The organism is Hymenobacter sp. DG25B (genome assembly GCF_000801315.1).
Classification (GTDB): Bacteria; Bacteroidota; Bacteroidia; order Cytophagales; family Hymenobacteraceae; genus Hymenobacter.
Genome location: NZ_CP010054.1, coordinates 1,349,523 through 1,374,876 on the forward strand (window position 1 = coordinate 1,349,523; position 25,354 = coordinate 1,374,876).

The 25,354-nt window shown below is 51.1% G+C and carries 22 protein-coding genes; 16 read left to right on the forward strand and 6 right to left on the reverse strand.

Annotated features, from left to right (window positions below; all coding sequences use genetic code 11):
• Window position 1: 1 nt before the first annotated feature.
• The 3 genes from PK28_RS05785 to PK28_RS05795 all read right to left on the reverse strand — a co-directional run bounded on the left by PK28_RS05785 (window position 2) and on the right by PK28_RS05795 (window position 5,821).
• Window positions 2-1,783 carry an ABC transporter ATP-binding protein gene (locus PK28_RS05785; protein WP_082016977.1) on the reverse strand — a complete coding sequence of 594 codons (1,782 nt, stop codon included), beginning with the start codon at window positions 1,781-1,783 and terminating at the stop codon, window positions 2-4.
• Between the two features lie 1,479 nt (window positions 1,784-3,262).
• Window positions 3,263-4,567, reverse strand: coding sequence for a hypothetical protein (locus PK28_RS20355; RefSeq protein ID WP_071885046.1), 1,305 nt, complete (start codon window positions 4,565-4,567; stop codon window positions 3,263-3,265).
• A gap of 6 nt (window positions 4,568-4,573) precedes the next feature.
• Window positions 4,574-5,821, reverse strand: a complete 1,248-nt coding sequence (locus tag PK28_RS05795) for a tetratricopeptide repeat protein (RefSeq protein WP_044512329.1) — start codon at window positions 5,819-5,821, stop codon at window positions 4,574-4,576.
• A gap of 113 nt (window positions 5,822-5,934) precedes the next feature.
• On the opposite strand from PK28_RS05795, the gene PK28_RS05800 reads away from it, so the two are divergent.
• The 15 genes from PK28_RS05800 (at window position 5,935) to PK28_RS05870 (ending at window position 21,609) form a co-directional block, all read left to right on the forward strand.
• The gene (locus PK28_RS05800) at window positions 5,935-6,849 is read left to right on the forward strand and encodes a M20/M25/M40 family metallo-hydrolase (RefSeq protein ID WP_044516370.1); all 915 of its coding nucleotides are present in this window, start codon (window positions 5,935-5,937) and stop codon (window positions 6,847-6,849) included.
• 155 nt (window positions 6,850-7,004) lie between these two features.
• Window positions 7,005-9,251 (forward strand): sodium-translocating pyrophosphatase, encoded by a 2,247-nt coding sequence (locus PK28_RS05805; protein WP_044512331.1) that lies wholly within the window; start codon window positions 7,005-7,007, stop codon window positions 9,249-9,251.
• Window positions 9,252-9,356: 105 nt separating this feature from the next.
• Window positions 9,357-9,896, forward strand: coding sequence for a hypoxanthine phosphoribosyltransferase (gene hpt, locus PK28_RS05810; RefSeq protein ID WP_082016978.1), 540 nt, complete (start codon window positions 9,357-9,359; stop codon window positions 9,894-9,896).
• Window positions 9,897-10,003: 107 nt separating this feature from the next.
• On the forward strand, window positions 10,004-10,627 hold the full coding sequence (locus tag PK28_RS05815; protein ID WP_044512335.1) for an adenylate kinase: 624 nt from the start codon (window positions 10,004-10,006) through the stop codon (window positions 10,625-10,627).
• Between the two features lie 228 nt (window positions 10,628-10,855).
• Window positions 10,856-11,848 carry a GTPase ObgE gene (gene obgE, locus PK28_RS05820; RefSeq protein ID WP_044512339.1) on the forward strand — a complete coding sequence of 331 codons (993 nt, stop codon included), beginning with the start codon at window positions 10,856-10,858 and terminating at the stop codon, window positions 11,846-11,848.
• A 160-nt stretch (window positions 11,849-12,008) separates the two neighbouring features.
• Window positions 12,009-12,884: a polysaccharide pyruvyl transferase family protein gene (locus PK28_RS05825; RefSeq protein WP_082016979.1), complete on the forward strand. Its 876-nt coding sequence runs from the start codon at window positions 12,009-12,011 to the stop codon at window positions 12,882-12,884.
• A 111-nt stretch (window positions 12,885-12,995) separates the two neighbouring features.
• Complete coding sequence (locus PK28_RS05830; protein WP_071885047.1) at window positions 12,996-14,042, forward strand: glycosyltransferase; 1,047 nt, start codon at window positions 12,996-12,998, stop codon at window positions 14,040-14,042.
• Window positions 14,043-14,221: 179 nt separating this feature from the next.
• Complete coding sequence (locus tag PK28_RS05835; RefSeq protein WP_044512344.1) at window positions 14,222-14,812, forward strand: nucleotide exchange factor GrpE; 591 nt, start codon at window positions 14,222-14,224, stop codon at window positions 14,810-14,812.
• Window positions 14,813-14,864: 52 nt separating this feature from the next.
• Window positions 14,865-16,004 (forward strand): molecular chaperone DnaJ, encoded by a 1,140-nt coding sequence (dnaJ, locus tag PK28_RS05840; protein WP_044512346.1) that lies wholly within the window; start codon window positions 14,865-14,867, stop codon window positions 16,002-16,004.
• A gap of 303 nt (window positions 16,005-16,307) precedes the next feature.
• Window positions 16,308-16,808 carry an RNA polymerase sigma factor gene (locus PK28_RS05845; RefSeq protein WP_044512348.1) on the forward strand — a complete coding sequence of 167 codons (501 nt, stop codon included), beginning with the start codon at window positions 16,308-16,310 and terminating at the stop codon, window positions 16,806-16,808.
• Between the two features lie 86 nt (window positions 16,809-16,894).
• A complete protein-coding gene (locus PK28_RS05850; RefSeq protein WP_156126261.1) occupies window positions 16,895-17,446 on the forward strand; it encodes a hypothetical protein in 552 nt (183 codons plus the stop codon).
• Between the two features lie 82 nt (window positions 17,447-17,528).
• Complete coding sequence (locus PK28_RS05855) at window positions 17,529-18,485, forward strand: ABC transporter ATP-binding protein (protein WP_044512353.1); 957 nt, start codon at window positions 17,529-17,531, stop codon at window positions 18,483-18,485.
• Between the two features lie 78 nt (window positions 18,486-18,563).
• Window positions 18,564-19,898 (forward strand): ABC transporter permease, encoded by a 1,335-nt coding sequence (locus PK28_RS05860; RefSeq protein WP_044512355.1) that lies wholly within the window; start codon window positions 18,564-18,566, stop codon window positions 19,896-19,898.
• 109 nt (window positions 19,899-20,007) lie between these two features.
• Window positions 20,008-20,883 carry a ChaN family lipoprotein gene (locus tag PK28_RS05865; RefSeq protein WP_044512358.1) on the forward strand — a complete coding sequence of 292 codons (876 nt, stop codon included), beginning with the start codon at window positions 20,008-20,010 and terminating at the stop codon, window positions 20,881-20,883.
• Between the two features lie 3 nt (window positions 20,884-20,886).
• Window positions 20,887-21,609, forward strand: a complete 723-nt coding sequence (locus PK28_RS05870; RefSeq protein WP_044512360.1) for a YqjF family protein — start codon at window positions 20,887-20,889, stop codon at window positions 21,607-21,609.
• 335 nt (window positions 21,610-21,944) lie between these two features.
• Here PK28_RS05870 and PK28_RS05875 read toward each other — a convergent pair whose 3' ends face one another.
• Entirely contained in the window at window positions 21,945-22,712 is a 768-nt protein-coding gene (locus PK28_RS05875) for an IS5 family transposase (RefSeq protein ID WP_044512362.1), read from the reverse strand.
• A gap of 249 nt (window positions 22,713-22,961) precedes the next feature.
• Complete coding sequence (locus tag PK28_RS05880; RefSeq protein ID WP_082016981.1) at window positions 22,962-23,309, reverse strand: HesB/IscA family protein; 348 nt, start codon at window positions 23,307-23,309, stop codon at window positions 22,962-22,964.
• A gap of 162 nt (window positions 23,310-23,471) precedes the next feature.
• On the opposite strand from PK28_RS05880, the gene PK28_RS05885 reads away from it, so the two are divergent.
• Entirely contained in the window at window positions 23,472-24,029 is a 558-nt protein-coding gene (locus PK28_RS05885) for a DUF7935 family protein (protein ID WP_231576224.1), read from the forward strand.
• 187 nt (window positions 24,030-24,216) lie between these two features.
• Here PK28_RS05885 and bshA read toward each other — a convergent pair whose 3' ends face one another.
• Entirely contained in the window at window positions 24,217-25,353 is a 1,137-nt protein-coding gene (gene bshA, locus PK28_RS05890) for an N-acetyl-alpha-D-glucosaminyl L-malate synthase BshA (RefSeq protein WP_044512367.1), read from the reverse strand.
• Window position 25,354: the final 1 nt, after the last annotated feature.

Sequence of the window (25,354 nt, forward strand, 5' to 3'; positions counted from 1 at the left end):
ATTAATTAAATAATTTCTCTTGTATCAAAGTATCATAATCATATTTGGCTACAACATGACCATTGCTCAACTCTATTATATAGTTGCAGTCACGGAGGGTTGTCAGGCGGTGTGCTACAATCAAAATGGTAATATTAGTATTGGCAAGATTGTGGATTGCCTCATTTACTTCTTTTTCAGTGTCATTATCAAGGGCACTTGTTGCCTCATCCATAATCAATATTTCAGAGCGCTTATAAAGTGCTCTGGCAATACCTATTCGTTGGCGCTGCCCTCCTGATAATTTCGAGCCCCTCTCCCCAATAAGCGTATCAACTCCATCAGGTAGGGATTTTACAAAGTCTGCTAAGGATGCTTTAGTTATGGCATCATTCAACCTTTCTTCATCCACTTCTTGCTCAAATAGAGTGATATTTTCTTTAATAGAGGATTCCATTAAAAAGGTGTCCTGTTTAACATAGCCTATGATTTTATGCCAGGAGACAATATGCTGGGGTGTTAGAACTTGGTCATCAACTCTTATATTTCCTGATTTTTCATTATAAAAGCGAAGTAGGATATTCATTAGCGTTGTTTTTCCTGATCCAGACGTGCCAATAAATCCTACGATTTCCCCCTTTTTTATGGTTAAATTAATATTATCAACAACTTTAGAGTCAGTCCCTGGGAAAGAGAAGGTAAGGCCTTCCAATGAAATTTGATTTTCGAAATAAAGCGGTAACTGCTTCTTTGGGATAGAAGCATCGTATTCATGGCCACGGTACAGTTGTAAATCTTCAATCGTAGTCTGGTATTGCTTTATTGTGACTAATGAAGTTAATATCCGGTTAATAGAAGGCATCAATCTATATGCTGCACCAGCAAATAAACCTAATAAGGTCATAGATGATTGAGGAGATTTCGATATAAAAACAGAATAAGAAAATATAGTGATTAGTCCTAAAATAGCTACCATTTCAATTATTTTGAGCGGTAACAGAGAATAAACATATGATTCAGCTTCCAGTTTGTGTATTTTATCTTGATTTGAGAGTAAATCATCTCTAAGCTGCTCTTGCTTATGAGCTAACTTTAATTCTATAAAGCCATTAAACATATTATTCAATAATCCAATAGTTATAGGCCTACTTGTGTTTGTCTGAGAGCCTATATGTTGTGCTCTTTTGCGGAGCATTGTATATGTTAACCATGCAGTTGGGCCCATTACTGCTATCATAGTTATAAATAAGGTGGGGTTGTATATCATAATGCCCGTAATGATAATTATAGTAATCATTATTTCTGATAGTAAGGCTAATAGAGGCCTCATGATGCTGTTTACAAAGTAGTATGTTGTCTGTAAAGTGCTATAAAAAAACTTTGCAGAGCCTAAATTGTTAAAATATAGAAGTGGTAAATTAATGTATTTATTTAGTTGACTTCTAACTACAGACATGCCGACATTGGAAGTAAAGCGAGCTTGTAGATATAAAACCCATGTTGAAAATATATTTTTTATTATAAAAAAAGCCAACAATGACAAGATCATGAATAAAATAAATGATTTTTCACTAGAAAAATTTAAAGCATGAAAGACATAATTAGTTACTTTGTTTTTAAAAACCCCTTGTGGTTCCGCTGAAACCAATAATACAGGAATTAGTGCAGCAAGACTGAATGCATCAAGTAAAGAAGATATGAATAATAAAATAAATAAGGCTATAGCTATAGTTTTTTGTCTTGGGCTTAAATAAAAAAGTATGCTGCTAAATGAATTTTTTATAACCCCGGATCCTATTTTCATCTTTCTCCTTCTTTAAAAATTTATATTATAAGTTATTTTTTGAATCTAAAATGTCAAAAATAACTTATAAATTTATAGCGCAAAGATACAAAGTAAAGTTTATTAACGGCTGAAGTCCCTCAAAGAATCTGCATCATGGTAAAGTATAAGAACCAGAACCCTGCTGTATCTTAAAATTTTGTGATAGGTGCAATATAAAAGGCAGAGTTTCCTTTTGCCCAAAGCATTTTTGACCTGCGCCAAGTGGTTGTAGGCGCTTTCATTACAGAAACCTACTGAGATATGGGAACCAATAAGGCCCGCATTTCAACGAAAGAACATATGGTGAACTGGTTAAGTCGGAGCTATATCGTCTTGAGCAGTTGAAGGGAACCAGCCACACAAACTTTATCCTATAGGCTATTATGGACTCGTGTGCTAAATTGGGGGATGGGACAGCCTGTAGTAATCTATAATAGTTAGCCAGTTTTTGGTGGCTGTCTTAGTTAATGCTATGACCCCAAATCGCGCCTGTCGCCGCTTCACTGCTGAGTTCAATGCAGAGGTGGCATGGCCGCCATGACGGAGCGGTACCCACTGGCCAAACGGGCCTTCTTCTATCGGTTTATCCGTCGTGCTAATAAGTTGCTGCAAGCTGCACTTGCGCCAGCAAGCGGCGCAGGTCTTCATCGAAGCGGTGGCCGTGCTGTGCTCCTAAGGTAGAACTGCTTTACGCGGCTTTCGAGTGGCTGTAAATGGAAAATCAGCTGTTAAAAAACACTGTCGCTATGCCCTTGGCTCAGCTACACGCCCTAGTGAAAGCTGGTAGCGAAACCTTCGTACAGGCTCGTTGCTAGGCTCCAGGGCTGGCCCGTAGCAGCTACTAATACCAACCGCGAGGCGAACATGCGCTGAACCTAGAGCCTATGGGCGGCCGGCTGGACGAGGGATTAACGCACCATAATTTTAAGGGCTTGCTCGGCCTGCGCCACCATCTGCGCCAGCAGGGCTGCGCCACCTCGTGCAGCTCATGGGTCAAGAGCGTATCTATTCCAAACCACGCCTGAGTGTGCCCGTTCAAGGCATTACGCGCTAGCCTGTCTACTGTGCGAGTGGGTACTGACAGCGCCCAATGAGGTCTATAGCACAGACATCACCTATGTGCTGATGGCCCGTGGCTTCATCTACCTGGTGCAGTGCTCAACTAGCATTCGTGCTTCGTGCTAAGTTGGGCGTTGAGCAACACGCTCGACGTAGGCTTTTGACTGAGTGCCTGACACGGGGCTTTGCAATAGCAACCGGTACCCAACATGTTCGACTCGAACCAAGGCAGCCGCGACAGCGCCGCGTACTGATGCCAATTCAGAGAATAAGCTTGCATTCGGAGGCTTATTGTATGACATGCAACAGCAACTATCCCGTTTTCGAATCTCCTATAGAGTCAAATAAAGCTATGGAGGAAGCGTTAGATAAACGGTAGCTGAGTATTGTTATATTATTCTAATTTTTTTTTAGAATTCCTCTGGATTTATATTGCATGATGTATAATGCGCTTAGATAAAAAGGCATTAAAGGAATTTTATACCTTACCAAGGTGCCAAAGTTTCCACTGGTAGTACCAACGCCAATGGAAAAAATAATTGAAAATAAAAAGCAAAATAAAATAACTGGTTCGCTAATTATTAATCTAAATCCTTTTAAAAGACCCGTTTTGTAAAATAAATTTATGGTTAAAAATAAAAATAGTAAAGCCTCTAAAGAAGATAAAAACATTACAGGATTCCTTGCTTCAAAAATAAAGGGTCGAAATAAAGATATGAAAACAGCTTGGGGTGATACTTTTAGAATAGATCCCAAAGATCCATCCAGTGTTCCTATATCATAAGCGGAGCCACTTGATACATAAGTGCTAAGATAATCTTTTGTTATTTTTGTTCTTTGTCCGATTTTGTCTACATCGAATCTTTCATCGCCAGCAGTAATATTAATTGCAATTAGGTACGCTGCAATTGCACCCGCAATGATGAAAAGCGGTTTTAAAGCAATTCTAAGTGCAGTAGACTTGATTCTTTTATTGTTTTCTATGAAAATCCAAAATAATGCCGCAGGAGCAAAAGAAAGTAAAATATATAATTTAGTGGACATTAAAACGTATATTCCTATAGCGCCAAATAATGAGGAGCTTATTAATCTGTTTTTTCTAATAAATAAATGACTAATGGAATAGAATATCCATCCTAGTGCACCAATACATAATGAATCTTTCATTAAGCCTGAGCCCCAGAAGAATACAGAGGGTAAAAAGAAAACCGGTAGAGAGAATTTATTGTATATTCCTGGATATAAATTGGAAAATGTAATATACATTGCCCACATGCCAGTGAAGCTTATAATAGCGAAAAAGAGAGCTATAACAGTGTAGGTGTTAAAGCATAGCAGTGAAAAAAAACTTGCTACCTGAATTACAAAATATTCAGTTGATGAATCATACCAGTATAGTCTATTTGTATAGATCGAAATATCGGCTGATGAACTATGTGTTAATAGCTTAATTCCTATTTCGTAAGATTTGTTGAAGGCCTCATGAATTATCTTTACATGCCTGAAGTAGTTGAAAGTGTCACCTCCTCCATAATAAAACTGATAGATAACACCCAGTCCAATAGCTCCAATGAATTTTACAGTCAGTGCCGGAATAAAATACTTCTTGGTATAAATATTCGTAAACCGAGGGCGCACCGCATAAGCAATAGCATAGAATATCCCTAAATAAATAGGTGTTAAAAAAAGATCCTTTAATTCCATACTGCCCTACTTCTTATGCTTCTTAAGATACTCCTTTGCTTCCCGATATTGCTCCGATTTATGCTCGGACTTCTCCTTTACAATATCATAATATCGTTTAGCAGCCGGCGTATCCTTTTCCTTAACAGCCATACGGGCTAGGTTAAGGTTTGCATAGAGGTAGAAGCCACCATCCGTATCCCCGGTGCTCTCAGCAAATACAATGCAGCGCTGGTAATAGTCCTTTGCTTTAGCCAAGTCCTTATACTTGTTCTGCATCATCCAGCCCAGGAAATAGGTGGCATATCTGCCGCTAATTCCTTCGTAGCCGGGCATTCCCCGGTTGATTTTGTCGAGTATTTCTCGGCTTACCCGCTCACACTCCCGGAATTCCCCTTCGTTATAGCACAGCAGTGCGTAGAAACGCTGGAAATAGCCATTGTCGGGGTAAGTGGAGGCCAGGTAGCGCGCCACGGGCATTGCCGTGGCAGGGTTGTTTTCCTCATTGTTGAGGATACGCATCAGGAAGAACCTGGCCTCGGTGCCGGTGTAAAAGCCATTCTCCGAAACATTGCGCAGTTGTTGCAGTCCTAGCTGCTGATTTCCTTTGGGGAACAGCAGCAGCACCGGCTTTAAGATGGGGTAGTGGTCCGGAATCCAGACGGAGTAATAATTGAATAAAGCCTGCCCAAACAGAAACTCCGGGCTCAGGCCATTTGCCTCATTACTAATTTCAACATACTTCAACGCCCGCTTGGCGCTGATGGTAGCCTTGGGCCAGTTTCCTCTTTCAGCGTGTAACCGACCACTAAACCCGTAGGCTGCAGCTAAGAAAAAACAAGCTTCGTAGTTCTTGTTGTCCTGTTCATATAGCTTCTCGCCGTACACCACGGCCGTATCCATATAAGCGAAGAAGAGTTTGTCGTACTGCTTGGTCTGCACATTAGTCGGCACAATTTTCCACCATGTGCTCAGACCCAGCAGGAAATAGGGCATGGGGTGTTTGGGATAGCGCCGCCGCAGGGAGCGGAATTGCTTCTCAGCCCGGTCAAACTTGAAGTTGTAGAGGTTCTCTACTGCGCCATCCAGTTCCAGCTGAATATCCCGGTCGAGGAGGAGCCATCCTTTCGTATCCACGGCTCCCGGTGCTATGTCTACGTTCGCCAACTCAATATTGCGGATAGTATCAGTTGAGCGAGCTGTATCGGGCTGCTGTGCCTGACTCCAGAACGGAAGCAGGCAAAGGATAGACAGGATAAAACGCAGTTTAAGCATGGTAACGAGCCTGGGATACGACCAAAAATCGGCGCACCTTATGTTAGACAGAGCTGCGGTGAAAAGACGAAAGTAGGGCAATTAAACTAGATTTGGACAAAGTAGATATTCGTATGCACCTGTTAAACACCTTATGCCGGATTCCGGCGCCATCCGGAAACGAGGCGGCTTTGTCGCAGTTTCTGCAAAACTACATAAACCAGCACAAAGGCACTTGGAGGGTGCAACCGGAAGTGGTGGTGGGAGAAGAATTTCAAGATTGTATTATTTTGATTTTTGGTAAGCCCCGCACTGCCGTTTTTGCCCACATCGATTCTATTGGCTTCACTGTGCGTTATGGCCGGGAATTGGTCCGTATTGGTGGGCCAGTAGCCGAGGATGGATACCAACTCGTAGGCCAGGACCGGCACGGTGCAATTTCCTGTACGCTTTCCATTGAGGAAGAAACGGGCGCACTGAGTTATGAGTTCACCCGGGAGATTGAGCGAGGCACGGAACTAACCTTTCAGTGCGACTTCCGGGAAACGGAAACCAGCGTACAGAGCTGCTACCTCGATAACCGATTAGGGGTATGGAATGCTTTGCGGCTAGCGGAAACGCTGGCGGATGGCATTATCGTGTTCAGCTGCTGGGAGGAGCATGGGGGAGGCTCCGTGGCGTATTTAGCCAACTATATTTATGCGCGTTTTGGGGTGCGTCAGGCGCTTATCTCGGATATCACCTGGGTAACGGAAGGCGTGCAGCCCGGCAAAGGAGTCGTTATTTCCCTGCGTGATTCCCTGATACCTCGTCGTTCCTACGTAAACCGCATTCGGGAAATTGCCCGCAAGGCCGGCATTGCGCACCAGCTGGAGGTGGAGGGCAGTGGGGGTTCCGATGCCAAAGAGCTGCAGCACGGTGCCCAACCTTGGGACTGGTGCTTTGTAGGCGCCCCGGAAGATAATGTGCACACCCCGCATGAAATAGTGGATAAGCGGGATATTGAGAGTATGCTGGCTTTGTATCAGGTACTGATGCGGGAGTTGTAGAAAGTGTAGACCGAGGACAGTATCAAATCAAAAAGTCCTCTGGATAAACTCCTTACAAAGGGCTGATAAAATTGAGGTTTAGCGAATAACCTCTATTTTACCAGCCCTTTGTCTGTTCTCATCCAACCTAACACCAACTCTCTTACCACCGCTTTATGACCCCATTTCTTTACGTAGTGCCCGGGCTGGGCATACTGGCCCTTTTGTACACGTGGCTGCGCTCCGGCTGGGTGACGCGGCAGGACCCCGGCGACGAACGAATGCGCACCATTGCCGGCTACATTGCCGATGGCGCTATTGCGTTTCTGAAAGCCGAGTACCGTGTTTTAGTCTTATTTGGGTTGATTGCCAGCGCATTTCTTTTTTACCTGGGCTCAACCGGTGAGAAATCCAGCCCTGTCATTGTCATAGCCTTCATTATTGGTGCCGTTTTCTCCGCTCTGGCAGGGTTTATCGGGATGAAGATTGCCACCAAGGCTAACGTTCGGACGGCGCAGGCCGCGCGCACCAGCCTCTCGCAGGCGCTGAAGGTTTCCTTCTCCGGCGGCTCTGTAATGGGCATGGGCGTAGCCGGACTGGCCGTGCTGGGCCTGGGGTCGCTGTTCATCGTTTTCTACCAGATGTTTGTGGTTGGCAAGGGCGGCGCCAACGGCGTTGAGATGGAAAAGGCGTTGGAAGTACTCACCGGTTTCTCCCTGGGTGCCGAGAGCATTGCTTTGTTTGCCCGCGTGGGTGGCGGCATCTACACCAAAGCCGCCGACGTAGGCGCCGACCTTGTCGGAAAAGTGGAAGCTGGTATTCCGGAAGACGACCCCCGCAACCCCGCTACCATTGCCGATAACGTGGGCGACAACGTGGGCGACGTAGCCGGCATGGGCGCCGACCTGTTCGGCTCGTACGTAGCCACCATTCTGGCTACCATGGTGCTGGGCCGCGAGGTAATTGCTACCGGCGACCAGTTCGATGGCCTTTCGCCCATCTTCCTGCCGATGGCTATTGCCGGCATGGGCATCATTGCCTCCCTCATCGGTATTCTGATGGTGCGCGTGAAAGAAGGTGGCAACGTGCAGGCTGCCCTCAACCTCGGCAACTATGTATCAGTCCTGGTTTCGGCAGTAGCTTCTTACTTTCTGATTAAGTGGATTATGCCTTCCGGCGACTTCCTGATTCGGGGCATTACGTTTAATGCCATGGATATTTTCTACGCGGTGCTGGTAGGTTTGGTAGTGGGTACGCTGATGAGCATTATCACGGAGTACTACACGGCCATGGGCAAGCGCCCCGTGATGAGCATTGTGCAACAAAGCAGCACGGGCCACGCTACCACCGTTATTGGCGGACTGGCAGTGGGTATGGAGTCAACGGTGCTGCCCATTCTGGTACTGGCCGCCGGTATTGTGCTCAGCTTTAAGTTTGCCGGCCTCTACGGCGTTGCCATTGCCGCGGCCGGCATGATGGCCACCACGGCCATGCAGCTGGCTATTGATGCCTTTGGCCCCATTGCCGACAACGCCGGTGGTATTGCCGAAATGAGCGAGCTGCCCAAAGAAGTGCGCGAGCGGACGGATATTCTGGATGCCGTAGGCAACACCACCGCCGCCACCGGCAAAGGCTTCGCCATTGCCTCGGCTGCCCTTACTTCCCTGGCTCTGTTTGCCGCCTTCATGGGCACCGCCAACATTGATACTATCGATATCAGCAACGCCGATGTGCTGGCGGGCCTGTTCGTGGGCGCCATGATTCCATTTATCTTCTCCGCCCTGGCTATTTCGGCGGTAGGCCGGGCCGCTATGGCTATGGTGCAGGAAGTTCGGCGGCAGTTCCGCGAAATTCCCGGTATTATGGAAGGTACTGGCCGGCCAGAGTACGAGAAGTGCGTGGCTATTTCCACGCAGGCCGCTATTCGGGAAATGATCCTGCCCGGTGCCATTGCCCTTATTACCCCCATCATCGTGGGGTTCCTGTTTGGGCCCAAAGTGCTGGGTGGTTTGCTGGCCGGCGTAACCGTGAGCGGCGTACTGATGGCCATGTTCCAGAGCAACGCCGGTGGCGCCTGGGACAACGCCAAGAAGTCGTTTGAAAAAGGGGTGATGATTGACGGGACCATGCATTACAAAGGCTCCGACGCCCACAAAGCCTCCGTTACGGGCGACACCGTCGGCGACCCATTCAAAGACACCTCCGGTCCGTCCATGAATATCCTGATTAAGCTAATGTCCATTGTGTCGCTGGTAATTGCGCCCCACATTGCGGCGCCCGATGCGGTACCGCAGCGTGGCGTGGCGATGCCAGCGCCCTCGGAGCAAACCCTGGAAAGCCTCTCCAAGCCCAAGGTGCAATATGCTGATATAGCGCCCGCCGCGGCTAAAGCTGTCTTCATGATGCTGCGCGAAAGCCGCTAACCTTGTGAAGATTGTCTGATGAAACAGCCCCTCCGGCGCGGAGGGGCTGTTTTTTTTCTGCTACCTTTGACCACGCTTACGCCCCCAGAACCAACCCCGCGCCGAATGCCGCTGTCCACTATTTCATTGCACGACAAGGAGTTTTCGCCGTATTTGTCGGCAAATGAGCTTTCGACGGCTATCCGGCTGCTGGCCCAACGCCTGAACGAGGAGTATGCTAACCGGCAGCCGCTTTTTGTGGCGGTGCTCAATGGCTCGTTCATGTTTGCGGCCGATCTTCTCAAGGGAATCACCATTCCCTGCGAAATCACCTTCATCCGGGTGGCTTCTTATGAAGGTACCGGCAGCACGGGCCATATCCAGCAGGTGCTGGGCCTGCGGGAAGAAGTGAAAGACCGTCACGTAGTGCTACTGGAAGATATTGTAGATACCGGCAATACCATGCAGCTGCTCCTGGAGCAGTTTAATAAGCAGGAGCCGGCCTCCCTGGAAGTAGCTACGCTCTTCATGAAGCCCGAGTGCCTGCGCCATGAGTTGCAGATCCGCTACGTGGGCCTGAGCATTCCTAACGATTTCATTGTGGGCTATGGTCTTGATTATGATGGGTTAGGGCGTAACTACCCCGATGTTTATAAGGCCGTCTGATAGAAAAGGATAGCCTAAAACTGCCGGTTGTCGTACCGGGCTTTTTGCCCCTGATTCAGTATCTTTCCCAACCTCCCGCATTTCTCCTTCGCGAAACACTCCGCTCTATGCTAAATATCGTGCTGTTCGGCCCTCCCGGTGCCGGTAAAGGAACCCAAAGCCAAAAGCTGATTGCCCGCTACAACCTGGTGCACCTCTCCACCGGCGACCTGCTCCGGGCCCAGATTACCCAGGGCACCGAGCTGGGCCTGCGCGCCAAACGGCTGATGGACGAAGGCCTGCTGGTGCCCGATGAAGTGGTGATTGGCATGATTGACAGCGCGCTGCAGGCCAACAAACAGGCTGCCGGCTTTATTTTTGATGGTTTCCCGCGCACCGTGCCCCAGGCTCAAAGTCTGGATGAGCTGCTGGCCCAGCACAGCACCAAGGTATCGTGCATGGTAGCGCTGGAGGTAGCTGAAGAGGAGCTGGTAAAGCGCCTGCTGGAGCGCGGCAAAACCTCCGGCCGCCCCGACGACCAGAACGAGGAGAAAATCCGCAAGCGCGTAACGGTATACAATACTGAAACTGCCCAGGTGGCCGGCTACTACGCCCAACAGAATAAATTCCACGCCCTTAACGGCATTGGCGCCATCGAAGATATCTTCGGGCAGATCTGCGGCATCATTGATCAGAACCAGCCCGCTACGCCGGAAAGCAGCCGTCAAGCAACCGACGAAGTAAAAGCGTAACTTTGCGCCTGCTACCCGCTTGGGTAGTGGCAGCACCATCTGTCATCCTGAGCATAGCGAAGGACCTTATCCCGTTAGAACGACTGTCGTTGCTACGAATCGTTCCCAGGAGATAAGGTCCTTCGCTATGCTCAGGATGACAGCCGTTTTTCAGACAACTCATTAGGAGAGCGGAATTTGGAACCCTCCAATTCTTAATTTCTCATTCCTGATTCTTAATTCCCGAAAGTGGCTTCTAATAACTTCATCGATTACGTTAAAATCAATTGCCGCTCGGGTAAGGGTGGGGCCGGCTCGCACCACTTTTTCCGCGCCAAAGGCCTGCCCAACGGCGGCCCCGATGGCGGCGACGGCGGCCGCGGCGGCCACATCATTCTGGAGGGCAACTCCCAGCTCTGGACGCTGTTGCACCTGCAGTATCAGAAACACCTCATTGCCCAGGCGGGCGAAGGCGGCGGCGAAAACCTACGCTCCGGCAAGCAGGGGGAAGATATCATCATTCAGGTGCCGCTGGGTACCATTGCCCGCGACGCGGAAACCGGTGAGAAGAAGCTGGAAATTACGGAAGACGGCCAGCGCCTGATACTGACGCCCGGCGGCCGCGGGGGCCTCGGCAACGACCACTTCAAATCCGCCACCAACCAAGCCCCGCAATACGCCCAGCCCGGCGAGCCGGGTATTGACGAGTGGGTAATTCTGGAGTTGAAGCTGCTGGCCGATGTGGGTCTGGTGGGTTTCCCCAACGCGGGCAAAAGCACTTTGCTCTCCGTGGTATCGGCGGCCAAGCCCAAAATTGCCGACTACGCCTTTACTACCCTCACACCTAACCTGGGCGTGGTAGCGTACCGCGACTACAAATCCTTCGTGATGGCCGATATTCCGGGCATTATTGAAGGCGCGGCCGAGGGTAGAGGACTGGGCCACCGTTTCCTGCGCCACATTGAGCGCAACGCCATTCTGCTGTTCATGATTTCCTGCGACTCGCCGGATATAGCGGCCGAGTACCAGGTGCTGCTCAGCGAGCTGGAGCAGTTTAACCCCGAGTTGCTGGACAAGCGCCGCATGCTGGCCATTACCAAGGCCGATATGCTGGATGAGGAGCTGGAGGCTGAAATCAAGGCCACGCTGCCCACGGACATTCCCACCATTTTCATCTCCAGCCTGACGAATAAGAACATCCAGCAACTGAAGGACATGATCTGGCAGGAGCTGCACGCCTAGAGCGACAGTATTCCTGATAGGTAGCGAAACGCTTTTGTTAGTAATCGTGGTGCAAGGCGGCCATAATTGGAGTAAGTGCTAAACCACCTATCTTTACGGCTCAGTTTCAATCTGATTGGGGGTTAACCCTAATTCACCATCTCTTTGCAAAAAACAACTCATGGCTCAAGCTTCTGCTAATAATCTCAAGAAACGAGTTTTTAGAAAACTACAGAAAGTAGCTGGCTTTACCCCGTACGATGAATTTCCACACACCCGTGATATAATTCTGGATTACAACCATATTGATTTATACTACTGGCGTCCGCAACATACGTTGGCGCAGAATTTTGGTGACCATCTTTCCAAGATGATTGTGGCTCGCATTCTGTCCCAGCGCGAGTTCTCACTGGAAGAAGAGACGCCCCACGCGCACAAGATGTTTGCTATCGGCTCCATTATGCAGTTGGCAAAAGATGATGAGACCATCTGGGGTTCGGGGGTGAATGGTTGCTATAAGCCGGAGGATCACACGTTCAAGCGTTTAGATGTTCGTGCCGTGCGAGGCCGCTTATCGGCGGAATATCTGCGTGCGCGTGGTATTCAGGTGCCTGAAGTATATGGCGACCCTGCTTTGTTGCTGCCGTATATTTTCCCCACTAAGTTTAAGCGCGAAAGCAAGCGGAAGTATGCAGTAATTCCTCACCACACAGAGGAGAAGATGCTGGCACAGCAGAAAGTACAGAACGTAATTTCGCCAATGGGTAGCTGGAACAAAATCATTTCTCAGATTCTGGAAGCAGATTTTGTAATCTCCAGCTCGCTGCACGGTATTATAGTTGCTGAAGCTTATGGGATTCCTTCACGGTATCTGCGTATTTCAAATAACCAGGATTTGTTCAAGTACAATGACTACATGTCGGGTACTGGTCGCGGTGAAATAGAGTTTGCTACTTCCGTAGAGCAGGCATTGGAAATGGGAGGGCAGGCCCCCATTGTGGAATTTGACCACACTAAACTTCTGAATGCTTTCCCTTGGGATTTGTGGACCAAATAGATCAGGTTTCCTGACAAGTTGAATTCTTATAAATAGCTGTAGTCACAGTCTTCATTAGAAGCTGAGATTACAGCTATTTATTAATAACCCGGAGAGATTAAAATTAAAAACATGGCAGTCCATCACGCGGGTGTATCAGTTGTAATATGTTGTTACAACAGCAGTTCACGACTTCCGGAAACCTTAGCTCACCTTGCTAAGCAGAAGTTTAGCAACTTATCTATTCCATGGGAGGTGATTATCATGGATAATGGTTCAACAGACAATACAGCTGCTTTTGCTTTATCAGAATGGCAGAAGTACAAGATGCCGGCTCCACTCTACGTAATAACTGAACCTAGGCCAGGAACAGCTATTGCCCGAGAATCAGGAATTCAAAAATCAAAATATGAATTCGTGCTATTTTGTGATGATGACAACTGGCTAATCGATAGTTATGTCGAAAATGTCTACAACATCATGACTAGTAATGCTGAAATTGCCGCGCTAGGAGGACAAGGCGAGGCTGTTTGTGAAGTGCAGCCTCCTGCTTGGTTTGAGCAATTTAAAGCATATTACGCTATAGGTCCACAAGCGGGGAGAGATAATCCGAGTAAGGTTTCACTGGAAAGAGGTTTCTTATATACGGCTGGGTCTACCTTCCGCAAATCGGTTATTGAGGATTTAGAAAACACCGGATTTAAAAGTGTGCTTGAGGGAAGAACGGGAAAAAACCTTGCTGGCGGCGAAGACGTTGAACTTTGTTATAACATTATTCTGAACGGTGGTCATATCTACTATGACTCCCGGTTACTATTTAAGCATTACATGACCAAGCCTCGCTTGAACTGGCCGTACTATAAGCGAATGATTCGGGCTTTTGGAAAAGGATATAGTCTGCTAATGCCCTATAAACTGCTCCTTAATAAGCAGGAAAAACGCTTTAAAATGGGTATTAAATGGCTTTATTTATCGGCGTTTTATTTGATATTTAGAACGCTATTTATTGATATGCCTAAGTCTTTGTTTGATAACCAGTTTTTGGCAGCCCGCGCTAATCTGGAAAGCCATATTGGTTTTTTAGAATCCTTATTAACCAATCATAACGCTGTTGTTAATCTATATAAAAAGTTAGAAAGCGCTCCTTGGATTGTTGAGGAATATCGTGTTACACGGTAATTGTTAAATGAAGGAGTAAATTGAGAAGTAGCCATATGCCACCTCGTCCGAACTAATACATTAGATCTTGGGGTTGTTGTGCCAAATTGACACCTGCTGGGCGTTTGGCAGGTTCCTTGTGCCTGCCGCTGTTGCTTATGTCCAACCGATTCAACCCATTCCGACGATTTCAAGCGAAAATGGCTGACGATAAAGTACCCCACCCCGACGAATTGCAGAACGACCAAAATGCATCCGGCGCCGCCACTGACCATGTGGCCGGCGAGCTGCCCGAAGACCCCAACGCCCCCGATCTGGGCGAGGTGGAAGGTGCCCCGAAACAGGAAGGCTCCAAAACTGATGCCGAGCTGGCCGATTTGAAGGACAAATACCTGCGCATGGCCGCGGAGTTTGAAAACTACAAGCGCCGGACCTCGAAAGAGCGCGCCGACCTGTTCAAAACCGCTAACCAAGAGCTGATGGTGGCCTTGCTGCCCGTGTTGGATGATTTTGACCGGGCCCGCAACTTCACCAAGGATACCGATGATGCCAACGCTGTGCGCGAAAGCATCGACATTATCCATGGCAAGCTGGCTAAGACGCTGCAGCAAAAAGGCTTGGTTTCTATGGAAGCCAAAGGCGGGGCGTTTGACCCGGAGCTGCACGAGGCCATTACCCAGATTCCGGCTCCTTCTGAAGACCTGAAGGGCAAGATTGTGGATGAGATTGAAAAAGGCTATTACTTGGGCGATAAGGTTATCCGGCACGCCAAAGTGGTATTAGGCCAGTAAAAAAGATACGTCATGCCAACCAAGAGAGGCATGACCGACGAGTAACAAAAAAATGGCAACGAAGCGAGATTATTACGAGGTGTTGGGCGTGGCCAAAACCGCGGCGGGCGACGAGATAAAGAAGGCCTACCGTAAAGTGGCCATCAAATATCACCCCGATAAAAACCCCGATGACCCTTCCGCCGAGGACAAGTTCAAGGAAGCCGCAGAGGCCTACGAAGTGCTGTCTGATGAGCAAAAGCGGGCCCGCTACGACCGTTTCGGCCACCAGGGCATGGGCGGCAATGGTGGTGGCCCGAACATGGAAGACATTTTCTCCCAGTTCGGCGACATCTTCGGTGGGGGCGGCTTCGAGGGCTTCTTCGGTGGCGGAGGCCGCGGGCAAGGCGGCCGGCGCGTACGTAAGGGTTCCAACCTGCGTATTAAGCTGAAGCTGGACCTGGAAGAGGTAGCTAACGGCGTGGAAAAGAAGATTAAGGTGAAGCGCTACGTAGCTTGCGCACCCTGCTCCGGCACTGGCGCCAAGAATGGCACTGATCTGAAGGATTGCAGCACCTGCCACGGCCAGGGCCAGGTAAAGCGCGTGGTAAATACCATGCTGGGCCAGATGGTGAGCTCCTCTACCTGCCCCACCTGTAATGGTGAGGGCAAAGTAGTAACCAGCAAGTGCGACGTCTGCCACGGCGAAGGCCGCCAGCTACAGGAGGAAATCATTCCAATTAACATTCCCGCCGGGGTAGCCGAAGGCATGCAGCTCTCCATGAGCGGCAAAGGCAACTACCCCGAGCGCGGCGGCGTGCCCGGCGACCTGCTCATTCAGATTGAGGAAGAGCTGCACGAAGTGCTCCGGCGCGACGGCAACAACATCATGTACGAGCAGTACATTTCGTTTGTCGATGCTGCCCTGGGCGCTAACATCGAAGTGCCGACCATTGAAGGCAAAGTCAAAATTAAGGTGGACGCCGGCACGCAGCCCGGCAAGATCCTGCGCCTGCGCGGCAAGGGCATCAAAGACCTGAACGGCTACGGGCGCGGCGACCAGCTCATTCATCTGAATGTCTGGACGCCGAAGAACGTAACCGGCGAAGAGCGCGAGCTGCTGGAGCGCCTGCGCGACTCCCGCAACTTTACGCCCAACCCCGGCAAGAACGACAAAGGCTTCTTTGAGAAAGTAAAGGAGTACTTCCAATAAGCAAGTGCGCTAACGGTAGAAAAGCCCGGTTTCCAGTTTTGGAAGCCGGGCTTTTTTGTGTTTGTAGTAACCCCAAATGCCTGTCATCCTGAGCTTTGCGAAGGACCTTCTCACGCTAGCACAAGTCGTTGTGACGATTATCGTTCTGCGGTGAGAAGGTCCTTCGCAAAGCCCAGGATGACAGCTGGTTGTAGGGAGAGAGTGGGGGAAGATGACAGTGGGAGAGTGGAATTCTAAAAAATATCTGGCCGGAGTTGTAATGTTGAAACCGGAGCGGCGACCTATATGCCAAACCCTGCCGCTATGTCTGCTGATGCTTCGCCGGATTTCCTGGCTGTATTAAACCAGTACCAACCCTTGCTGCGGCGGGTAACCCGCGTGTATGGGGCTGATGCCGACGACCAGCAGGACCTGTACCAGGAAATAGTGCTGCAGCTTTGGCGCGCTTGGCCCCGCTTTGAAGGGCGCGCGAAAGTAAGCACCTGGCTCTACCGCATTGCCCTGAACGTAGCCATATCCGCATTACGGCAACGCACGCGCAGCCCCGCCACTAGCCGCCTGGATGCGGCCGTGCCGGACATTCCGCTGCCGCCGGAATCCGGTCCCGATGCCGATGACCTGGCGCAGCTTTACCGGGCTATTGAGCAGCTATCCGATGTAGAAAAGGCCTTTGTACTCCTTTACCTGGAAGAGCGCACCTACGAGGAAATGGCCGATATCCTGGGCATCACTCAAAACAATGTGCGCGTGAAAATGCACCGCGTGCAGGACAAGCTTCGCCAATTTTTAACCCAACCCGCCTGATGGACCTCGATGCGTTTCGCCGGCAGTGGCAACAGCAGCCCACTGGCACTTCAGAATCAACTTTAACACACCAAAAACTCCAGACCATGCTTGCTAATCAATCTGATAGCCTCGTCAGTCAAATGCTGCGCAACGCCCGCAAAGAACAGCGGGTGCTGGTGTTCATCCTGATACTGAACTGGGTGAATGTATCCAATATGTTTAACCGCCATTTGAGTGGTGCCAGCCTGAATGCCCAGCTGCTGCTTTATGGCTGCGTGGGTCTGATGGTGGTATTTATTGCGTGGACCACCTACCGGAAGCGGCGGCTACTCACCCAGTTGCAGGCGGCCGATACCTCAACCTATAGGCACCTGAGGCAGACAATTCAGCAGATAAGAAGCCTGATTAAGAATAAAAAATATGCGGGTATGCTGTTTCTGGTCTCCATTATCCTGGCGGCCTTCTATATCCGCTACGATTCCATCATGCAGGCCCTGCACAAGGGTACCGTGGACTGGGGCCTAACCATCCTGCTCACTTTTGCTGCCGCTATGCTGATTGCCGGCTTGCTGTATCTTGACCAGCAGCGGCAACAGCGACGCTATGGTAAGTACCTGGACCAGCTGGAAGCTACCCTACATGAGTTGAAAGAATAAAATATTGGGTTGGCCTCTGACGTGATATACATAGCAAAAACCCTACATTAGTCCCCGAAATCATCTACAGATCCTTTCTGCCGTGAAACCAATTCTACAAGTTGTGGACGTACATAAGCAGTACGCCAACCACACTGCCCTCGATGGCGTGAGCCTGGAAGTGCCGGAAGGCTCCATCTTCGGGCTACTGGGCCCCAATGGCGCCGGCAAAACCTCTCTCATCCGCATCATCACCCAGATTACCGGCGCCGATTCCGGCGAAATCCTGTTCCGCGGGGAGCGGCTGAACCCTTCGCACATTGGCCAGATTGGCTATTTGCCCGAGGAGCGCGGCCTCTACAAAAAAATGAAAGTAGGGGAGCAGCTTCTGTACCTGGCTCAGCTGAAAGGCATTAAGAAGGACGAAGCCCGGCAGAAAATCAAAGGCTGGCTGGAGCGCTTCGATATTAAGGGGTGGGCCGATAAGAACATTGAGGACCTCTCCAAAGGCATGCAGCAGAAGGTGCAGTTTATTGCCACCGTGGTGCACGACCCCACGCTGGTCATTCTGGACGAGCCTTTCTCCGGCTTCGACCCCATTAATGCTAACCTGCTGAAAGATGAAATTCTGGCCATGCGCGACCGGGGCGCCAGCATTATCTTCTCCACCCACCGTATGGAGTCGGTGGAGGAAATGTGCGACCATATTGCCCTGATTAACCGCTCCAAAAAGGTGCTGGATGGCCCCGTAAGCGAAGTGCGCGACGCCTACCGCACCCAAACCTACGAGGTAGAAGGCCGCGGCCGCCTGATAGTAGTGCACCCCGATTTTGAAGTGATAGAGCACAAAGAGCGGGAAAACGGCCACTTCTACGACCGGATCCGCATTGTGCACGGTACTCCCAACGACCTGCTCCGCTACCTCATTGGGCCGGCCAACGTGGAGGTGCATACGTTCCGCGAGAAGGTGCCCAGCATCAACGAAATCTTTATTCGCCGGGTGCAGGAAACCCACCCCGACTACGTGCCCCAGGAAGAGGAGCTGGTAGCCAGAAGTTAGGCGCTGACCTGTTCTGTGCTGCTTTTACCCGCGTTTTCTCCTGACTTCTAACTCCTGGCTCCTAGCCCCAAAAATATCATGTCAAAAATCTGGCTTATCGTACAGCGCGAGTACCTCACCCGCGTCCGCAAAAAGAGTTTTATCATCATGTCCCTGATTGGGCCGCTGCTCACGGTGGGGCTGTTTGCCGTGCCGGTGCTCATTGCCAAAATGTCGGACAGCGGCAAAGTGGTGGCCGTTTCTGATGCCGGAGGTCTTTTCGCTGAAAAACTGCCCGAGGCCAAGGACGATATTAGCTTTACGCGCATCTCGCCGGACCTGGCTACGGCCAAAGCCGAGTTTAAAAAGGCGAAGTATGATGCCCTGCTCTACGTGCCCAAGCTGGATGCCGCTAACCCCACCGGCTTTCAGGTATTTTCGCGGAAGGGGTTGGGTATGTCGCTGGAAAACGACATCAACCGCGCCGTGAATAAGGCCATTGAAACCCAGCGCCTGCGCGCCGCCGGCATCGATCAGGCCGTGCTGGACAACCTGAAAGCCGATGTAGATCTGCAAACCGTAAGCCTGAGCGACGATGGCGAGAAAAGCTCCAGTACCGGCATCAGCACCGGCGTAGCCTATTTCTTCGGCTTCCTCATTTACATTTTCATCTTCATCTACGGCGTGCAGATTATGCGCGGCGTAATGGAAGAAAAGACCAGCCGCATTGTGGAAGTAGTGATTTCCTCCGTGAAGCCCTTTCAGCTGATGATGGGCAAAGTGCTGGGTATTGCCGCCGTGGGCTTTACGCAGCTGGCTTTGTGGGTGCTGCTTTCCATGGGCATCAGCTCCGTTATGGCCGGCTCCATCAGCCCGGATAAAGTAGTGGAAGACCGGGCGGCCCGCACCACGGCCATGGTGCGCCCCACCACCACGCAGGATCAGGCCGCCAAAAAGGAAAACGTTGCGGCCAAATTCTCGCAGGCCCTGGCCAGCGCCGACCTGAACATGCCCTTGCTGATAGCCTGCTTCCTGTTTTATTTCCTGGGCGGCTACCTGTTCTACGGGGCTTTGTTCGGGGCCATCGGCTCGGCCGTGGATAGTGAAACCGACACCCAGCAGTTTATGATGCCCGTGACCATGCCGCTGGTGCTCACCTTTGTGGTGTCGCAGGCAGTGCTTACCACCAACCCCAACGGCACGGTTGCTTTCTGGATGTCGATGTTTCCCCTGACCTCGCCCATTGCCATGATGATGCGCCTGCCATTTGGCGGCGTGCCCGCCTGGCAGTTGGGCCTCTCTATGCTGCTGCTGATTATGGGATTTGTGTTTGCCATCTGGATGGCCGGCCGCATCTACCGCGTGGGTATTCTCATGTACGGCAAGAAGGTAAACTACCGCGAGTTGTCGCGCTGGCTGTTTTACAAAGGCTAAATCAGTTTCTGAATGGTTATGGGAAAGCCCCGATGCAGCTGCTCCGGCCGGTCTGCATCGGGGCTTTCTGCGTAGCTTCGCTAGTGCTTTTTCTTAACCTAATGCTGGTATGATGCCCACCAAACTGCTGCTGCCCCTGGCCTTACTGCTGGCTAGCTTCACCGCTGCTGATAAACCCGCCTACCGCCTTTTTACGGGCGCTGGCCGCTCGGTACGGTACGCTAAAATGCTGAAAGAGCTGGCCAAGGCCGATGTAGTCCTGTTTGGCGAGCAGCACAACGATGCCATGGCCCACTGGCTGGAGCTGCAGGTAGCCCGCGATCTGGCCCAGCTGAAACAAGGGCAGCTGGTGCTGGGCCTGGAAATGTTTGAGCGCGACGTGCAGCCTTTGGTAGAGCAGTACAACGTAGGCGAGCTGGACGAGAAGGAGTTTGAAGCCCAAAGCCGCCCCTGGCCCAATTACCCTACCGACTACAAGCCACTGCTGCAACTGGCCCGGCAGCAAAAGCTGCGCGTGGTAGGCACCAACGTGCCACGCCGCTACGCCTCGCTCGTTGCCAAAGGCAGCCTCACCGCCCTGGATACCCTGGCAACCCCTGAAAAAGCCTGGCTGGCACCCTTGCCCATTGCGGTGGATTTTGAGCTGCCCGGCTACCAAAACATGCGCAAGATGTTTGGCGGGGATGCCGCCCACGCCAGCGGCGTGCAGAACATTATTCAGGCGCAGGCCCTGAAAGATGCCACTATGGCCCACTTCATCCGCCAGAGCCGCCAGCCCGGCCAGCTCCTGCTGCACTTCAACGGCAGCTACCACTCCGATAACCACGACGGCATTGTGTGGTACCTGCGCCAGGCCGAGCCCAAGCTGCGCATTATGACCATCAGCACCGTTTCGCAGGAGCAGTTGAAGGAGTTGGAAAAGGAGAACCGGCAGAAAGCGGATTATGTGCTGGTGGTGCCGGAGGATATGACCAAGACTTACTAAAAGATGCCCACTACCTTCCTTAGCGCTGAATGGCGTAATCTGCTCATGGCCAACTATGCCGTTGAGCCCAGTATCCTGAAGCCTTATCTGCCCTACGGTACTGAACTCGACGATTGGAATGGCACCCACTACGCCAGTATGGTGGGCTTTCTGTTCACTAACACACGGGTGAGAGGCTTCAGCATTCCCTGGCATCGTACTTTCGAGGAAGTTAATCTGCGCTTCTACGTGCGCCACCGCGACCCACAGCATGGTTGGCGGCGCGGTGTAGTGTTTGTGAAGGAGATTGTGCCCCGCCCGATGATCGTGGCCGTCGCCAACACTTTGTACGGCGAGAAGTACGCGGCCATGCCCATGCGCCACCACTGGCGCCCAAAAGGCGCAGGTGCGCTGGAGGTAGAATATGGCTGGCGGGTGGGAAAAGATTGGAACTTCCTCCGCTCCACTACAAGCAACTTAGCCAAGCCCATTGAAGTTGGTTCGGAGGCTGAATTCATTACGGAGCACTACTGGGGCTATTCCCAATTAGGAGAAAAGAATACCGGCCAATACGAAGTGGTGCACCCGCGCTGGAATGCGCATGAAGTCCTCAATTACGAAATGAACTGCAGCGTGGCCCAACTGTATGGCGAAGCATTTGTTGCGCCCTTGAGTGAAGCGCCAAAATCAGTATTTATGGCAGATGGCTCATCCATAAAAGTGATGGCAGGAGAAAAAATACGCTAACTAAAAGGACCCGGCAACTTCTGCTGCTGTGACTTTTGGCGAATAAAAATCCAGAAGATATAAGCAATACTTATTAAGAATTTGAAAATGATAGGGCAATCTATTTCCGAGCAAGCAGGACTTTTTGTTATCAAGCTACATCTGCTGATCAATACACTGGGGATATTGTTTTTATTCCTATCAGGTTTTTCTGATCTGTATGTGCCTGTTCTTTTATCCTTTTACACTGTGATTTATGGATATATTCCTTTGTTACTTCTAGCCATTTATTTAGCACCAAAAGGCACATTTATCGGTCCCAGAAATGTCAACAATCGTTATTATCTTAGAGCCTGTTAAAATTTTCGAATGAGGTGTCGAATACTAGACAAAAGCAAGACGGCTTCGGCGCTCTTGGTTTCGCATTCGTAGTCCCGACTCAAGCGTCGGTCCCAGTGCAGCCAACTGATGGAGCGCTCAACAACCCAGCGAACCGGTTGCGGGGTAAAGCCGCCGCTGCCGCTTAGCCCTGGGGCTGTTTCAAGCTGCCATCCGGCGTGTCGGAACGCCCACTCAGCCAACGGCCGGCCCGCATACCCGGCATCGGTGAGCACCAGCTTGAGGCGTGTATAGCCCTGCGTAAGCAGGTTCTGCAAGGCGCTTTGCCCACCGACACGGTCATTTTCGTGGGCCGGTCCGACCGCAACGGCCAGCAACCGCCCGCCCGTATCAACGATGAGTTGCCGCTTGCGGCCCTGTATTTTCTTGTGCCCATCGAAGCCTTTATTGGGCACGCCCCGCTCGCTGGATTTGATGGATTGCGCATCCAGAATGGCCACACTTGGGCTGGCATGGCCGGAAGGCGCAGCGCGTTGGCGTTCTTGCTCCACTAGCACTTTATTGAGCCGAGTCCAATGCCCGGTTTGCTGCCAGCGCCGAAAATAGTAAAAGCAGAGCGGGTAGGGCGGAAAGTCGTTGGGCAACAGCCGCCATTGGCAGCCGCTCTTGGTCAGATAGAGCAACCCATTGAGAATGAGGCGCAAGTCGTATTTACGGCGGCGTTTGACCGGCAGAATTTCTTCCATAACTTGCCACTGGGAATCAGTCAGGTCCGTTTCGTACATCTTTGGTCGGATGAGGAAAAGGAAATAACCTGGCTGGTTTCTTTTTGTCTTTCAGTTACTTACATTCTTTAACAGGCTCTTAAATGGTTTCTTATCAATCAGGCTTTTCTGTTTTTGGTAATTCCTTTGATAATTGCGTCTGCTGGCATTGTTCGATCATTACTACAAAAGCAGTAATGGGAATTAAAAATTAAAGCCCCGACAACGCAAGTTGTCGGGGCTTTAATGAAAGCTAAAATCAGAAAGCTACTACGCGGAGAAAGACGTACCGCAGCCGCAGGTGCTTTTAGCCTGGGGGTTATTGAAGATAAAGCCGCGGGCGTTCAGGCCATCCTGGAAATCTACTTCCATGCCCATGACGTACATGGCGTGCTTCTTATCCATTACTAGGCGCACCCCGTCCAGATCGAAGGTTTCGTCCTGTTCTTTGGGTTTATCGAAGCCCAGCAGGTAGCTCAGGCCGGAACAGCCGCCGCCCTGCACCCCTACGCGCAGGCCATATTCGGCCGGAACATTCTTCTCACGCAAAATATTTCTTACCTCCTCCAACGCGCGGGGAGTGAGGCTGATGGGAGCAAGTTTAGTGGCGGTGGCCATAGTGTGTGCAGAGTTAGACGAAAACAGACGGCAAAGATACAAAGCCCGGCGCACTGCTGCTACTCCCGGGCTTTAGCCTATAACAACAGACACAAGGCTGGGGTTCACCGTATATCTTTGCCAGCCGGGCTTTGCCTGCGTACATTTCCTTTCCTTCCTCACTTGTTTGGCCGTCTTGCCCGCATGGATACCACTACCTACGTCTTCGATCTGCTAAAAATTATCCTGCCCGCGCTGATTGTAGCCGGGGTTATATTTTTCCTGATTAAAGAATACCTGCAAAAGGAGCAGCAGCGCCGCCTGATTGAGTACCGGCTGGAAACCAGCAAAACCACGCTGCCCCTGCGCCTGCAGGCGTTTGAACGCATTACGCTGCTGCTGGAGCGCATCACGCCCAACAACCTGCTGGTGCGCCTGAGCAGCGCCGGCCAAACCGCCCCCGACTACCACCGCCAGCTGCTGCAGGAAATCCGGGCGGAGTATGAGCACAACCTCTCCCAGCAGCTCTACATGAGCCCCGAAACCTGGGGCCAGGTAAAGCAGGCCAAGGAAAACGTCCTCACCATGATCAACAAAGCCTACCACGCCATGCCCACGCCCCAGCAGGCCCGCGGCACCGAGCTGGCCAAACGCGTCCTGGAAACCCTGATCAACGAAGAAGTAGACCCCACGGCGCAGGCTTTGTTTTCGGTAAAGCGGGAAGCCGCTCAGCTTTTTTAAATAGACGATTGTCATTGCGAGGCACGAAGCAATCCGTCCTCTCAAACGTGCTAAGTCCTACTAAACCAGAAAGCCCTTGACGTACCATACGTCAAGGGCTTTCTGGTAAAAGGGAGTGTCTGGCTGCATAGAGGACGGATTGCTTCGTGCCTCGCAATGACAGCACCCGCCTCACAATGCCACGGTTCTACATAGTGGCCATTTGGGTGGCAATGGCGCGCTGGTAGCATTCCTCGTAGCGGGGGAGGATTTTCTCTACCGCAAACTCCTCGGCCCGGGCCCGGGCGGCATCTTTAAAGCGCGGCAAATTCTCGTCCTGCAGAACGTACAGCGAATTCTTGACCATATCGGCCACGTCGCCAATTTCGCTGAGCATGCCCGTTACGCCGTGCACGTTCAGCTCCGGTATGCCGCCGGCGTTGGTGCTGATGACAGGCACTTCGCAGGCCATGGCTTCCAGCGCGGCCAGGCCAAAGCTTTCCTTTTCTGAGGGCATCAGAAACAGATCCGAAATGCTGAGGACTTCTTCCACGGCCTCCAGCTTGCCCAGGAAGCGAATATCGTTGCAATAGCCGGTTTCGCGGCAGAGTTTTTCGATGCGGGGGCGGTCGGGGCCGTCGCCTACCAGCAGTAGCTTGGCGGGTATTTCTTTGCGCACGCCGGCAAAAATGCGCACCACGTCTTCCACCCGCTTTACACCCCGAAAGTTAGAAGTGTGGATCAGCAGCTTTTCGCCTTCCGGGGCAATAGCGGCCCGGAAATGCTCTTTCTTCTGCTTCTGGAAGCGGTCCAGATTGATGAAGTTGGGAATCACCTCAATGTCCTTCTCAATAGCAAAGTACTCATAGGTTTCCTTGCGCAGATCGGCCGATACGGCCGTTACCCCATCGGACTGATTGATGCTAAACGTAACCACGGGCTCGTAGCTGGCATCTTTGCCCACCAGGGTTATATCGGTGCCGTGCAGGGTGGTAACCACCGGAATCCGGATGCCCCGCGTGAGAAGAATCTGCTTGGCCATGTAGGCGGCCGAGGCGTGCGGAATGGCATAGTGCACGTGCAGCACATCCAGCTTCTCGTTCTGCACAATATCCACCATTTTGGATGCCAGCGCCAGCTCGTAAGGCGGAAACTGGAACAGGGGATAGGGGGGGATGTAAACCTCGTGGTAGAACAGATTTTCGTTGAAGAAATCCAGGCGCACGGGCTGGCTGTAGGTGATGAAGTGCACGTGGTGCCCCTTCAGCGCCAGCGCCTTGCCCAGCTCAGTGGCCACTACGCCCGAGCCGCCGAAAGTAGGATAGCAAACAATTCCGATGTTCATG

Coding starts and splice junctions, on each gene's coding strand:
- PK28_RS05785 (WP_082016977.1), bottom strand. CDS start 1,783: ATGAAAATAGGATCCGGGGTTATAAAAAATTCATTTAGCAGCATACTT.
- PK28_RS05850 (WP_156126261.1), top strand. CDS start 16,895: ATGCTTGCTAATCAATCTGATAGCCTCGTCAGTCAAATGCTGCGCAAC.
- PK28_RS05830 (WP_071885047.1), top strand. CDS start 12,996: ATGGCAGTCCATCACGCGGGTGTATCAGTTGTAATATGTTGTTACAAC.
- PK28_RS05815 (WP_044512335.1), top strand. CDS start 10,004: ATGCTAAATATCGTGCTGTTCGGCCCTCCCGGTGCCGGTAAAGGAACC.
- PK28_RS05805 (WP_044512331.1), top strand. CDS start 7,005: ATGACCCCATTTCTTTACGTAGTGCCCGGGCTGGGCATACTGGCCCTT.
- bshA (WP_044512367.1), bottom strand. CDS start 25,353: ATGAACATCGGAATTGTTTGCTATCCTACTTTCGGCGGCTCGGGCGTA.
- PK28_RS05865 (WP_044512358.1), top strand. CDS start 20,008: ATGATGCCCACCAAACTGCTGCTGCCCCTGGCCTTACTGCTGGCTAGC.
- PK28_RS05795 (WP_044512329.1), bottom strand. CDS start 5,821: ATGCTTAAACTGCGTTTTATCCTGTCTATCCTTTGCCTGCTTCCGTTC.
- PK28_RS05800 (WP_044516370.1), top strand. CDS start 5,935: ATGCACCTGTTAAACACCTTATGCCGGATTCCGGCGCCATCCGGAAAC.
- PK28_RS20355 (WP_071885046.1), bottom strand. CDS start 4,567: ATGGAATTAAAGGATCTTTTTTTAACACCTATTTATTTAGGGATATTC.
- PK28_RS05870 (WP_044512360.1), top strand. CDS start 20,887: ATGCCCACTACCTTCCTTAGCGCTGAATGGCGTAATCTGCTCATGGCC.
- PK28_RS05880 (WP_082016981.1), bottom strand. CDS start 23,309: ATGGCCACCGCCACTAAACTTGCTCCCATCAGCCTCACTCCCCGCGCG.
- PK28_RS05835 (WP_044512344.1), top strand. CDS start 14,222: ATGGCTGACGATAAAGTACCCCACCCCGACGAATTGCAGAACGACCAA.
- hpt (WP_082016978.1), top strand. CDS start 9,357: ATGCCGCTGTCCACTATTTCATTGCACGACAAGGAGTTTTCGCCGTAT.
- PK28_RS05875 (WP_044512362.1), bottom strand. CDS start 22,712: ATGTACGAAACGGACCTGACTGATTCCCAGTGGCAAGTTATGGAAGAA.
- PK28_RS05845 (WP_044512348.1), top strand. CDS start 16,308: ATGTCTGCTGATGCTTCGCCGGATTTCCTGGCTGTATTAAACCAGTAC.
- PK28_RS05860 (WP_044512355.1), top strand. CDS start 18,564: ATGTCAAAAATCTGGCTTATCGTACAGCGCGAGTACCTCACCCGCGTC.
- PK28_RS05825 (WP_082016979.1), top strand. CDS start 12,009: ATGGCTCAAGCTTCTGCTAATAATCTCAAGAAACGAGTTTTTAGAAAA.
- dnaJ (WP_044512346.1), top strand. CDS start 14,865: ATGGCAACGAAGCGAGATTATTACGAGGTGTTGGGCGTGGCCAAAACC.